The following is an 11,713-nucleotide window of genomic DNA, read 5'->3' as shown; positions in this document are numbered from 1 at the left end:
CTAGTCATCGTTCACATTAGCGCGAAGCGAGAGAAACAAATGGCATCTGTTTCTTAATTTGAAATGTCGGGAGTAAAGTAAATACAATCGCGACAAACAAGACTGAGCCTATTAAATCTTCAGGGCGATGCATCCCCAGCCATAAGCGGCTATATGCGACGCTCATTCCCCACATCCATAATGACAGTGCAGAGATATAGCACTTGTTCTGTAAGAACAACCCGCCAAAGAAAGCCAAACAAATCGAAACGAAAATCGTATGGCCGGATGGGAAAGAATAGTCTTTCTCGCCTTGCCAATGGCGCGTTCGCCAATCACTGACGTGTTCAGAAATCTGGTTAATTACGTTGGCTTGCTGCTTTGTATCCAACTGATAAAACGCGTCTGGGTGCTCAATCAATTGTTCTGCTGCGAGCAATTCCGTGTAGGGACGCGGGCTTTCTGTCATCAGTTTTAGCCCCGTTTTGCTGGCAAAACCAATCACCAGTAACAACCCTAACATTGAGAGTTTTTGTATCCACTCAATGCGACTTGGTTTAAAGCGAAATAAAGAAAGCAGTAGCAGTGTTAACGTAATTAAAAAGCCTTTGCTACCAGCAGAATCTGTGAGCAAAGTAAGAGCAATACCCAGACTTTCCGGCACCTGTGAAGTGAGATTGTGATAAGAGCCAAACAGCGACATTGGGATGATGCCAAGAACAAACAAGGCGAGCATCATCAATCCATATTTTTTGGTTTTCATTGAGAGCGTTTTGTTTTTATTGAGGGTTATTCAACCACGTGAAAATAAGGGGCTTATCTTACGTTATCTGGCGTGAAAAACTTATCAACGCTCTGTCAATTCGAGCGTGAAAGTGACATTGCAGCTCTTCGTTGTGAAAGGAGAGGTTGTTGAAAGTACTGAAAGGCAAACGCGCTCATCCATAAGCGCTTTGTTCAGGCGTGAGCAAGGTTAGCTCATCAACCCTAATAAATATTCCGATGCGGCTTTTGGATCTTCTGCGTGGAAAATCGCTGAAACCAAAGCTAAGCCATGAACACCAGTGGCGCTGAGTTGCGGAATGTTACTTTCGTTAATGCCGCCAATGGCAACAATCGGCAGTGAAGTCGTCTCTAACGCCATCTTCAAGCCATCAATACCCCAGAACTTCTTGGTGTTGGTTTTGGTCGGCGTCGCGAAGATTGCGCTCAAGCCGATGTAATCAATCGGAAGAGAGTCCGCTTCTGCAAGCTGCTCTTCATTTTCGATGGATAAGCCGAGGATTTTGTTTGGTCCAATCAACTCACGAGCGATAGTTGCGGGCATGTCTGATTGCCCGAGGTGAACCCCATCGGCATCAACTGCCAGTGCAACATCAACGCGGTCATTGATGATCAAAGGCACATTGGTATCTTTAAGGATGTCTTTCACGGCTTGAGCACGTTCGATAAACGCACGCACATCGCCGTGTTTTTCGCGGACTTGTACCATGGTCACGCCACCTTCCACGGCTTTTCTCACAACACGCTTTAGTGTGGCTAAATCTTGTTGGTCATCGGTGACCAGATATAAACGATAGGCGTTCATTTTGTTTCCTTTGGGCCTCTCATCTACAGGGAGTGAGAGGCCGGTATTTGTTAGAGAAAGCTTAACTCACTTGGAGTTTTAGGCGTTTTGCCAGTGTTTCTTCATCCAGTTGGTAAAGCTCATCCAACAGGTTCATTTGCAGACTGCCTGGCCCTCGCGCTTGCTCAGCCGCAATTTCACCCACAACGCCCAGTACCGCCGCGGCAGCAAGTCCGGAGTGATCACCAACCGCAGCGAAAGCACCCGTCAGTGCCGTTAGTGTGCAGCCCATTCCGGTTACGTATGGCATCATCTCGTGACCGTTGTTTAGCTGCACAGTTTGCTCTTTCGTGATGATGTAATCAGTCTCGCCAGAAATCACCACACTTGCACCATACTCTGAAACTAAGAAGTTCGCTGCGCCAAGTGCTGCGTCGCTGCTGTCTAACGCATCGACGCCTTTGCTTTGTGCTTGTTCGCCAGCGAGACCGATGATTTCTGAGGCGTTACCACGAATGATCAACTTGTCGGCAAGGCGTGCGATCTCACGTGATGTCTCGGTACGTAGTGAGCTTGCTCCGCAACCGACAGGGTCGAGTACAACGATTTTACCGTTGGCATTGGCTTGCTCTACGGCATAGCTCATGCGCGGTGTCCAAACGCTGTCTAGGGTACCGATGTTGATAACCAGTGCGCCAGCGAACGACATCATCTCTGCCATCTCTTGTTTGGAGTGCGCCATGATTGGAGAAGCGCCGATCGCTAATAGTGCGTTTGCTGTGTTATTCATCACCACGTAGTTAGTGATGTTGACGACTAACGGCTTTTGCTGGCGTACTGCGGTTAATGCTTGGGTGATTTGTTCAATTAACATGAGACTCTCCGATTAATCTTGCTGAGCGTTCAGACCTTGTTGCCAGAATGCTACTTCCATACGCGTTGCGGTTTTGAATACCTGAATCAGGTTTTGACCGCGCTGGCTGTTGATATCAATTTCTGCTAGCAACTGATTAAAGTGTTCTGCCCCTTTTGCGACACCAGATTGGAATTCCTCACCACCGTAGAGGTTGATCCAACTTGCATATGGGTTGCCTTCGATTACGGTCTTTTCATCTTCAATCAGCACCTTACCGATTACGGCATAACCGATGGAGCATGGCGCTAGTGCCGCGTATAGATCAACAAGATCGCCCGTCATGCCAGCATCTAATACGTAACGGGTGTAAGCCACAGTGCCGAAATCTTCTGGCTCGTTTTCTAAGTCGGATTCTGTCAGTCCCCATTGCTCACAGTAAGTCACGTGGTGGGCGATTTCAGAATCGAGCAATGCGTGTACGCTTGGTAGGGCACGGCGCATGTCATCCAAAGTACGTGCTTTGTAGATCGCTAATGCGTAAGCTCGTGCGTACTGCTTTAGGAAAAGAAAATCCTGCTTTAGGTAATGCAGAAAACAAGGCTGAGCCAGAGTGCCTTGCGCCAATTGCTGCACGAAAGCATGCTCAGTGTATTCTTGCCAATCTTGGCGGCAAGCGTCGATCAAATCTTGGTATTTCATTATGAGTATCTCGTTATCAAAAGACCCTAGGCTTAGATCCTAAGGTCAGTAGAATTAGTCAAAGCTCGGTACGTAATCTTTCGCTTTTGGCAGTGTTTCGATGATGTTTTGTGAATACATGAACTGCGCATAATCATCGTAGCGTTTCAGATCTACTGCGGATGGACGAAGAGCGAAACGAGTTAGCGTGTCGTTCCAAGCGCGTTGGTTAAGCTCGTTGTTGAGCGTGTCTGGTGAATAAGCCACGAACTCTTTCCACGACTCTTTTGGATGGTTAACGATGTAAGTGGTCGCTTGCTCTAGTGCTTTGTTGAATGCCTTGATGGCTTCTTTGTCGTAGTTTTTTGCATTGGCTACGAAGACTAACTCGTCATACGCTGGCACGCCGTGTTCTTCAGGGAAGAAGGCCTTAGCTTTATAACCTTCTAGTGCCAGTTGGTTGGTTTCGAAGTTACGTAGACCGCCCCAAATCGCATCCACCTTGCCAGACGCAAGAGACGAAGACAGCGCCCAACCTACGTTGATGATTTGTACGTCAGAAAACTTCACGTTTTCTTGCGCTAGCATGGTGCCGATTGTCGCTTCTTCGTTGCCTGCGATCGCAATACCGATCTTCTTGCCTTTTAAGTCGCCAAGGTTTTCATTCTTACCGTTGTCCAACACCATCAACGTGTTGAGTGGCGTAGCAATCAAAGTCGCAGAGCGGATTAGTGGCAAACCAGCCGCGACATCGATGGTTAGGCTTGGTTGGTAAGAAATCGCCATGTCGACTTTACCCGCCGCGACCAACTTAGGTGGCGTGCTTGGATCTGCCGGCTCCTGAATGTTGACCTTCAAACCTTGCTCTTTGAAGTAACCACGCTCTTTGGCAATCACGATAGGACCATGGTTTGGATTGACGAACCAATCCAACATCAGTGTCATCTCTTTTTCAGCGGCAAGAACGTTGGTTGATACCACTGAAGCGAGTAGAGCAGCAGCGCTCATAAGTTTGTTTTTATTCACGGGGTTCTTCCTTTTCTTTCCCAATTTTCTTTGGTTATTTTCTGTAATTATTTGCTTTCCCAAGGGATGGCTTTTTTCAATAACTTATCGGTGATGAAGTAGAGTGAGATAGACAGTACGGCGAGGATAAACAGCGCCGCAAACATCTCGTCAATGATCATGCGAGCGTTGGCTTGGAGCATCAGATAACCCAAGCCTTCGCTTGAACCTACCCACTCACCGACCACTGCTCCAATTGGCGCAATAACGACGGCAACACGAATACCTGAGGCTAAAGTTGGTAGTGCGGCTGGAAATTGAATATGACGAAGTAGCTGCCATTTAAACGCGCCCATGGTCTTGGCAAGGTCGAGGTAACCTGTTGGCGTATTGCGCAAGCCGTCATAGCAACATGTCGTGACGGGGAAAAAGATGATGATCGCCGCCATGACTACTTTTGATGCAATGCCGTAACCCAGCCAAAGCATGAGCACTGGCGCGATGGCGAACACAGGGATCGCTTGGCTAGCAATCAGAATAGGCAATAACCAACGCTTCAGCGGCTCGAACATCAGCATTTGCAATGCGAACAGCAAACCCATCGATAATCCAAGCGCCAAGCCAAATAAGATCTCTTGCGCGGTAACCCAAGTATGTTTGAGCAGGACATCGTAACGAGTGACCAATCTATCCAGCACTTCAATTGGTGAAGGTAAGATGAAGTTTGGCATGTCGAATATCACCACGACCAACTGCCACAATCCCAAGATCACCGCTGTGCTGATAACTAAGCGCAGAGCCGGATGGGTCACGCGTTCTTTTTTACTAATACGTGCCGAAACGGAGTTGTACTGAGTCATATCACTCATAGTCTTTCTCCAATTGATCCAAAATCGCTTGTTGAAGCGCGGCGCACTCTCCATCGAGAACTCGTGGCGGCTTGGAGTCTGGAACGACCAAGTGCTGAGCTTGCGCAGGTGTGCCTTGCAACACATAGAGTTGGTGCGCTAATCGCACCGCTTCTTGTGGATCGTGGGTAATCAGAACAACCGTCTTATTTTTCAATAATTCGGCAGACAAGGTTTGCAACTTATGGCGAGTAACCGCGTCCAGCGCAGAGAAGGGCTCATCCATCAGAACCAGAGGCTTGTCTTGCATCAGAGTACGAGCAAGGGCAACACGTTGTCTCATGCCGCCAGAGAGCTGAGTTGGCTTAGCATCCGCGTAATCGGCGAGTCCCACTTGGCTTAGTAAAGTCAGTGCACGTTGTCTATTTTGCTCTGGTGCTTGCTCTTGAGAAAATCGAGAACTGAGGCAGACGTTGTCTAACACATTCAACCACGGTAGCAATAAATCCTGTTGAGCCATGTAAGCGATACGGTCATGCAGTGCAGCGCCATCGGTTGTGATGAGTTCGCCATGCCAGTCAACTTGGTCATCCAGTAGGCCAGCTAAGTAACGCAATATTGTGGTTTTCCCGCAGCCACTTCGTCCGAGTAATACCGTCCATTTACCGACGGGAATGGTCATGTTCATTCCTGCTAAAGTCGGTGTTTGGCTATCTTTGTATCGCAGGCTAGCATCGGAAAGCTGAATGCCAATCGCGTTAGCGAACATAAGTATGACCCGCAAAAAAGTGGTTCACAGGGCCATGGCCTTTACCTACATCCAATTCATCAGCGTGTGCGATAGCTTGGCTGATGTACTGCTTACCCAGGTGCACCGCTTTGTGTAGGTTGTTGCCTTGGCCAAGATAAGACGCAATGGCGGAAGAAAGTGTACAGCCTGTGCCATGGGTGTTTTTGGTTGGAAATCGCTTGGCGCTAATTAACTCGGCACTGTCTTGCATGATAAGCAGATCGTTGCTGTTTTCATTTTCTTCAAGGTGACCGCCTTTGAGCAGAATAGCTTTGGCGCCAAGCGCGCGAAGGTCGGTAATCATATCGTTCATTTCAGATTCTGACTGAGGCATTGGCTTACCCGTCAATGCTGCGCCTTCGGGTAGGTTAGGGGTAATGATGTCTGCGAGCGGAATCAATTCTTCTTTTAAAGTACTGATTGCCGACTGTTCCAGTAATAGATCGCCGCTGGTGGCCACCATTACAGGGTCAATCACGAGGTGTTTTGGCTGGTATTGTTTAATTTTGTCTGCAACGACTTTGATGATGTTGGAATCTGCCAGCATGCCCACTTTGACTGCAACGATGTTGAGGTCGGTAAATACCGCATCGAGTTGGCTCTCTACATGGTCGAGAGGAATGGGAAAAATCGCAGAAACGCCTTGGGTATTTTGCGAAGTAATCGCCGTGATTACCGAGCAAGCAAAACTACCGGTTGCGGACATTGCTTTGATGTCGGCTTGAATACCTGCACCGCCACCACTGTCTGAGCCCGCGATGGTCAATACGATAGGGGTAGGCAAGGCTGGCGTGTGATGTGAATGAGGTTGTGATTGCTGCGTCATGGTCGCTCCTACTACAAGACGTATAGGAACTGACTTTGACCGTTGCAGATAGATCGATTTTTCGATCGCTATCGCTTACCTAAGAGGGGCGACGAAAGGCAAAGTGTGCATAGTTCCCTACGTCAGTGCTAACTGAATCAGGTTCAACGGGTCTCGAATTTCGATCTCAGCCAACACTTGTCGTGTGGCCCCCCGACTATTTCGTTCGGATGATAGCAGGACCATTGCGGAAGGGATACGTTTTTTGAGCGTAATTATAATGAGTATTCAATTATGCGAGGTGAGTGATAAAGTAAGCACCTAAATGGTTTGCTGGGTGGAATTTACTAGTGCAACGCTCTGGTGAATGAGCAGAACCTGGAATATTTAATAAATAATCGTGGTCTCGTTAAGCAAGGATTAGCATAAAACAAGGTTAAAAAACTGTTAAAATTTAACGTGTTGCCAATTTAACTTTGTTGAACTTTTTCACAGTTAATTAGGATGGCTAAGACGATCATCGAGCAAGGAGACTTCATGCTTAATTCTGTAACAGCGAAGTCAGTGATCGATCATGCGCTCTTTTTGGGGGCTGATTTCGCTGAACTATTCGTTGAACATCACCAAACCAACACTGTCCAGCTCGCATCTGGTGAAGTGGATAAGGTTAACTCGGGTATCGATTTTGGTATCGGTATTCGTCTTTTTTTCGGTCATAAGGTGCTTTACGGTTACACCAACAGCACAGATGAAGCCGAACTAAAGCGCGTAACCTCGCTGCTTGCTGCAAAAGACAAGCGTGAGCAAATCGCGTCAGCGGGTTCTTTGAATTTGAACCGCTACCCAATCCAACATGGTTGCCGCATGCCGCTAAGTAAGGATGCTAACCTAGATTCAAAAATCGCGTTTCTATTGAAAGTTGACCAAGCCGCACGTGCTGAGAGTGAGCATATCAGCCAGTTTATTGGCAGCGTGCTTCAGCGTGAACAACAAGTGTCTATCTTCAACTCAGAAGGTCTACACGTTGACGATACTCGCCACTACATTCGTGTTGCTGGTAACACTGTCGCGCAAAAAGGTAATGAGCAGTCTTCTGGTATGGAAGGTCCTGGCGCTCTTGCTGGTTGGGAATTCAGTGAACAGCTTGATGCCAAAGAGCTAGGTCAAACTATCGCGCAGCAAGCGTTAGTAAAACTTGGCGCAGATGCTTGTCCATCGGGTGAAATGCCGGTGGTGATTGGTAACGGCTTTGGCGGCGTTATCTTCCATGAAGCATGTGGTCACTTGCTAGAAACCACTTCAGTTGCGAAGAAAGCTTCAGTATTCCACGACAAGATGGGCGAAATGGTTGCTCACACCGCAGTGAATGCGGTCGATGATGGCACCATGACCAACGAATGGGGCTCGATTCATGTTGATGACGAAGGTATGAAGACTCAGCGCACTCAATTGATCAAAGACGGTAAGCTAACCAGCTTCATGGTCGATAAAATGGGTGGCATGAAGACAGGTTACGAGCCAACGGGTTCTGGTCGTCGTCAAAACTACAAGTTCGCACCAACCTCGCGTATGCGTAACACCTTTATCGAAGAAGGCGAGCATTCACTTGATGATATGCTGGCAGGCATCGAACGTGGCATCTATGCGAAGAAGATGGGCGGCGGCTCGGTTCAACCGGGCACGGGTGAGTTTAACTTTGCTGTTCGTGAAGCTTATCTCATTGAAAATGGCAAAATCACCAAGCCTCTGAAAACAGCAACGCTGATCAGCACAGGTCCAAAAGTGTTGAAAGAAATCAGCATGGTTGGTAAGGACATGGCGCTTGCGCCGGGCATGTGTGGTTCCGTGAGTGGCTCAGTGCCAACAACAGTCGGTCAGCCAACGCTGAAAGTCGATAATATTCTGGTAGGAGGCGGTAACTAATGAGCCAAGAACAACAACTTCTTAATGCGGTTGATTACGTCCTATCAGAAGCAAAACGCCAAGGTGCAGAAGCGGACGTCATTGTAAACCGCAACAGCAGCTTTTCTCTGAAAGCGAACCAAGGAAAGCTGGATGAGTACAAAGTAAGCTCAAGCCAAGTTCTGGGTGTTCGTGTTGTGAAAGATGCGCGCGTTGCGACAAGCTACTCTGAGTCGTTAGAGCAACCTAGCTTGGATTTAATGCTAACTAATGCACTGCAAAGTGCTCGCTTTTCCAAGCAAGATGAACATCAGACCATTAGTTGTGTGAACAGCCAAATCACGACTGACGTGGCTGAGATTGCTCAAGAAGACACAACTTCGGTTGATGAAAAAATTGAACTGTCTCTCGCACTTGAGCAAGGCGTAGTGGCTCTGCCTCACGCTTCTAGCGCACCTTACAATGGTTACAGCGATGGCGAAACACAACTGATCATTGCCAATACTCAAGGCACATTGTGTCAACACTTCGAGCGCTCGTTCACTTGTTACGCGTATACCTTGTTTGAAAAAGACGGCAAACAGTCAATGGCGGGTAGAATGTCACTTGGTCGCCGTTTTGATGAGTTGAATCCAGCTTACTGTATCGAAGGTGGCTACAACCTTGCTCGTGATCTTCTGGAAGGTGCTCCGGTTGCGACAGGTAACTACCCTGCTATTTTCCACATTAATGCGCTAGCAAGTTTATTCGGTGCTTTCGGCAGTGCTTTCTCTGGCGTAAGCGCGATGAAAGGCATTACGCCACTGGGTGACAAGCTTGGTCAACGTGTTGCGAGTGATTTAATTACCTTTACTGATACGGCTTACATGCCAAATGGTATGGCAATCGCGAGTTTTGATAGTGAAGGCTTCGCTACTCAAGATAATGTGTTGATCGCCAATGGCCAACTGAATACGCTATTGCACAATAGCCAAACAGCGAATTATTTGGGTGCAGTGTCGACGGCAAGTGCCGCTCGCGGTGCAAAATCGAGCTTAGACGTATCAGCGAATCACAAAGTGATTGCGACAGGCAACAGCAGTGCATCAGAAGTAAAAGCGGGAGAGTACCTAGAGTTAGTCGAGCTTCAAGGTGTCCATTCTGGTGCGGATGCAGTGAGTGGTGATTTCTCATTTGGTGCGAGTGGCTTCTTGTGCCGTGATGGAGAGCGCGTTCAACCAGTTCGTGGGATCACGGTAGCGGGTAACTTCTACAAGATGCTGCAAGAAGTTGAGGCAGTGGGTGATACTCAGTTAATTAACGATAGCCGAACTTTCTTCTCGCCAGACGTTCGTTTTGCTCGTTTGAGCATTGGTGGTAAGTAAACTTAGCATCCCTATAGAAACAAAAAAGAGGACTCAATGGAGTCCTCTTTCATTGTCTAGCAACGTGTGCGTGAATAACTAGAATTCGCGTATGTCCAACTCATTGTGGATCAATACCACACACTGAGAAGCGAAAAGCATCTTAGGACCTAAGCTGATCTTCTCTGTGCCAAGGCGCTTTAAGCTGTTAAAAGACTTTTTCGGCATCGGTATATGGTCAGTTAGCAAGAAACATGGATTTTCACCAATTTCTGCATCACGAACAAATTCGCCTTTCTTATCCAACATATATAGTTGGTGATCTTCTGCCAGTTCTTGCACTAGGCGTTCAAAGCTCACTGTACGAACGGTAATACCAGGTTCGACTTCACGAAGTTGCTCTTTACCCATACCAACCGAAGCATCCAAAGCGCGAGCCACTGCTGCAATCAAGGTTGACTCATGGAAGCCGCCAATGTTGGTGATGTCGTTGGAGCGAATAGTAATGGTGCGTGAGAAGTCTTTTGTGCTTTCCAAAACCAAGTGAACAACCACATCTTCACGGTGTGATTGAGCAACGAACATAGTGTTCATCATGGTATGAGCAAGAATCTCTGTATGCGCTTCATTACCAACACCTTCTAACAGTGCTTTGCTGGTGGTTGGCGCCGCGCGAGCTCGTAAAACAAAAGAGCGCATGAATTTAGCCTCTATATAGGAAGAGTGAATGCGCGGAAGTATATACCCAAGCAGGGAAGGGATGCGAGTTTAATAGCAAATGTGAACTTACTTACAAAGCTTCGATTGTCGTGCGGAGTGCGCTGGTTAAAATAGAGGTAACCTGTTAGGAGCGGTATATGGAAATCAAACAGATAAATAAAGACATTTATAAAAAGAAAGTAAACCTTGTGATTGGCGGTTTTGTTGCGTTGCTCGCCATCTCCTCTCTTGCCTTTAGTACCTTGCTGATTGTTTTGTTTGGCAACACTGAAGTCGTACCAGAACAATCAACGGGCAATTTCCATTGGAATTTGATTGGTGTCGTTCTCGCAGTTGCAACTTCCCTCTCTTTATTGAATCAAATTAAAACTCGACCATACATGGAAGAAGTGCTGTACGTTTGGAAACTCAAGCAACTGCACAACAAAATCTTTCGTAAACTAAAAAGCATTAAAGCAGCCGCGAGCAATGACAATGTAAAAGCGCTCACTACGCTTAAGTTCTATTACACCACGCAACGCCAAGTGTTTGAGTTAGACAACAACACACTGACGATGAGCAGTGTAAATAAAGAATTGGAGGCTATCGAGCAAATCGAAGCGGCGCAATCACTGGATCTTGATATCACCAGCTTTAAAGAGAGCTGGGTAGACACATACTGATTGCCTATTTATTACTTGAAGTTAACAACTGAGTGCTAAAATTAAGCGTTTGAGTGAGATTTAATCACTCGATGCTTTTTTTTAAGTTTTTTTCTAAAAAGGGGTTGCCAAGAAAAATCATCTCCCTATAATGCGCCTCCGTTGTCAGGGCAAAGCGGAAACGCAAAAGCAATTGGCAATAAGGCGAAAGAAAGCTTCTAAAATTAATTTTAAAAAGTGTTTGACACTGAAAGTTAATTCCTTAGAATACGCCTCCGCTTCGATAGCAAAGCTTATGAAGCAAGCTCTTTAACAATATAGACCTATCAATCTGTGTGGGCACTCGTTGATGATAATCCAATTAGAAGCTTAGGCTTCAAATTAGGTTTCAATGATACGAAGTGACCATTGAATCGAAAGATTCTGCACAGTCAATTCAAACATTACTTCTGCTATTTATTAGCGAAAGGAATGTTCAGTATTCATTGAGCCGAACAAAATATTAAATTGAAGAGTTTGATCATGGCTCAGATTGAACGCTGGCGGCAGGCCTAACACATGCAAGTCGAGCGGAAACGA

The 11,713-nt window shown here is 46.8% G+C and carries 12 protein-coding genes, 1 rRNA gene and 1 riboswitch; of the genes, 4 read left to right on the top strand and 9 right to left on the bottom strand.

Annotation, left to right across the window (positions count from 1 at the left end; all coding sequences use genetic code 11):
* Positions 1 to 16: 16 nt before the first annotated feature.
* The 8 genes from R7Q39_RS28515 to thiD all read right to left on the bottom strand — a co-directional run bounded on the left by R7Q39_RS28515 (position 17) and on the right by thiD (position 6,549).
* Positions 17 to 742 carry a phosphatase PAP2 family protein gene (locus tag R7Q39_RS28515; protein WP_318077169.1) on the bottom strand — a complete coding sequence of 242 codons (726 nt, stop codon included), beginning with the start codon at positions 740 to 742 and terminating at the stop codon, positions 17 to 19.
* A 210-nt stretch (positions 743 to 952) separates the two neighbouring features.
* Entirely contained in the window at positions 953 to 1,567 is a 615-nt protein-coding gene (gene thiE, locus R7Q39_RS28510; protein WP_017634354.1) for a thiamine phosphate synthase, read from the bottom strand.
* A 61-nt stretch (positions 1,568 to 1,628) separates the two neighbouring features.
* Positions 1,629 to 2,420: a hydroxyethylthiazole kinase gene (gene thiM / locus R7Q39_RS28505; RefSeq protein WP_005374295.1), complete on the bottom strand. Its 792-nt coding sequence runs from the start codon at positions 2,418 to 2,420 to the stop codon at positions 1,629 to 1,631.
* Positions 2,421 to 2,432: 12 nt separating this feature from the next.
* Entirely contained in the window at positions 2,433 to 3,101 is a 669-nt protein-coding gene (gene tenA, locus R7Q39_RS28500; RefSeq protein ID WP_005374294.1) for a thiaminase II, read from the bottom strand.
* Positions 3,102 to 3,155: 54 nt separating this feature from the next.
* Positions 3,156 to 4,106 carry an ABC transporter substrate-binding protein gene (locus tag R7Q39_RS28495; protein ID WP_005374293.1) on the bottom strand — a complete coding sequence of 317 codons (951 nt, stop codon included), beginning with the start codon at positions 4,104 to 4,106 and terminating at the stop codon, positions 3,156 to 3,158.
* A 47-nt stretch (positions 4,107 to 4,153) separates the two neighbouring features.
* Positions 4,154 to 4,954, bottom strand: a complete 801-nt coding sequence (locus R7Q39_RS28490; RefSeq protein WP_285400401.1) for an ABC transporter permease — start codon at positions 4,952 to 4,954, stop codon at positions 4,154 to 4,156.
* Complete coding sequence (locus R7Q39_RS28485; RefSeq protein ID WP_213900026.1) at positions 4,947 to 5,702, bottom strand: ABC transporter ATP-binding protein; 756 nt, start codon at positions 5,700 to 5,702, stop codon at positions 4,947 to 4,949. The genes R7Q39_RS28490 and R7Q39_RS28485 overlap by 8 nt, the downstream gene beginning before the upstream one ends.
* A complete protein-coding gene (gene thiD / locus R7Q39_RS28480) occupies positions 5,692 to 6,549 on the bottom strand; it encodes a bifunctional hydroxymethylpyrimidine kinase/phosphomethylpyrimidine kinase (RefSeq protein ID WP_005383329.1) in 858 nt (285 codons plus the stop codon). The genes R7Q39_RS28485 and thiD overlap by 11 nt, the downstream gene beginning before the upstream one ends.
* A 97-nt stretch (positions 6,550 to 6,646) precedes the next feature.
* A riboswitch (TPP riboswitch) is annotated at positions 6,647 to 6,754 on the bottom strand.
* Between the two features lie 311 nt (positions 6,755 to 7,065).
* Between thiD and R7Q39_RS28475 the strand changes: the two genes are divergently transcribed.
* On the top strand, positions 7,066 to 8,451 hold the full coding sequence (locus R7Q39_RS28475) for a TldD/PmbA family protein (protein ID WP_047102519.1): 1,386 nt from the start codon (positions 7,066 to 7,068) through the stop codon (positions 8,449 to 8,451).
* Positions 8,451 to 9,794, top strand: a complete 1,344-nt coding sequence (locus R7Q39_RS28470; RefSeq protein ID WP_047102520.1) for a TldD/PmbA family protein — start codon at positions 8,451 to 8,453, stop codon at positions 9,792 to 9,794. Before R7Q39_RS28475 ends, R7Q39_RS28470 begins: the two co-directional genes overlap by 1 nt.
* Positions 9,795 to 9,872: 78 nt before the next feature.
* Here R7Q39_RS28470 and trmY read toward each other — a convergent pair whose 3' ends face one another.
* A complete protein-coding gene (gene trmY / locus R7Q39_RS28465; protein ID WP_017634347.1) occupies positions 9,873 to 10,472 on the bottom strand; it encodes a tRNA (pseudouridine(54)-N(1))-methyltransferase TrmY in 600 nt (199 codons plus the stop codon).
* Positions 10,473 to 10,630: 158 nt separating this feature from the next.
* Between trmY and R7Q39_RS28460 the strand changes: the two genes are divergently transcribed.
* Both R7Q39_RS28460 and R7Q39_RS28455 read left to right on the top strand, forming a co-directional pair.
* The gene (locus R7Q39_RS28460; protein WP_047102521.1) at positions 10,631 to 11,155 is read left to right on the top strand and encodes a DUF3087 domain-containing protein; all 525 of its coding nucleotides are present in this window, start codon (positions 10,631 to 10,633) and stop codon (positions 11,153 to 11,155) included.
* A gap of 483 nt (positions 11,156 to 11,638) precedes the next feature.
* A 16S ribosomal RNA gene (locus tag R7Q39_RS28455) occupies positions 11,639 to 11,713 on the top strand; the annotation flags it as partial.

This window comes from Vibrio sp. 947 (assembly GCF_033339115.1).
In the GTDB taxonomy this organism is placed as follows: domain Bacteria; phylum Pseudomonadota; class Gammaproteobacteria; order Enterobacterales; family Vibrionaceae; genus Vibrio; species Vibrio alginolyticus.
Note: the sequence above shows the minus strand (reverse complement) of the source record. Positions and strands in the feature narration are given on the sequence as shown.

Bases quoted from the DNA above. Each gene is read 5' to 3' on its own strand.
- R7Q39_RS28515 (WP_318077169.1), bottom strand. From the start codon at position 742: ATGAAAACCAAAAAATATGGATTGATGATGCTCGCCTTGTTTGTTCTT.
- thiE (WP_017634354.1), bottom strand. From the start codon at position 1,567: ATGAACGCCTATCGTTTATATCTGGTCACCGATGACCAACAAGATTTA.
- thiM (WP_005374295.1), bottom strand. From the start codon at position 2,420: ATGTTAATTGAACAAATCACCCAAGCATTAACCGCAGTACGCCAGCAA.
- tenA (WP_005374294.1), bottom strand. From the start codon at position 3,101: ATGAAATACCAAGATTTGATCGACGCTTGCCGCCAAGATTGGCAAGAA.
- R7Q39_RS28490 (WP_285400401.1), bottom strand. From the start codon at position 4,954: ATGAGTGATATGACTCAGTACAACTCCGTTTCGGCACGTATTAGTAAA.
- R7Q39_RS28485 (WP_213900026.1), bottom strand. From the start codon at position 5,702: ATGTTCGCTAACGCGATTGGCATTCAGCTTTCCGATGCTAGCCTGCGA.
- thiD (WP_005383329.1), bottom strand. From the start codon at position 6,549: ATGACGCAGCAATCACAACCTCATTCACATCACACGCCAGCCTTGCCT.
- R7Q39_RS28475 (WP_047102519.1), top strand. From the start codon at position 7,066: ATGCTTAATTCTGTAACAGCGAAGTCAGTGATCGATCATGCGCTCTTT.
- R7Q39_RS28470 (WP_047102520.1), top strand. From the start codon at position 8,451: ATGAGCCAAGAACAACAACTTCTTAATGCGGTTGATTACGTCCTATCA.
- trmY (WP_017634347.1), bottom strand. From the start codon at position 10,472: ATGCGCTCTTTTGTTTTACGAGCTCGCGCGGCGCCAACCACCAGCAAA.
- R7Q39_RS28460 (WP_047102521.1), top strand. From the start codon at position 10,631: ATGGAAATCAAACAGATAAATAAAGACATTTATAAAAAGAAAGTAAAC.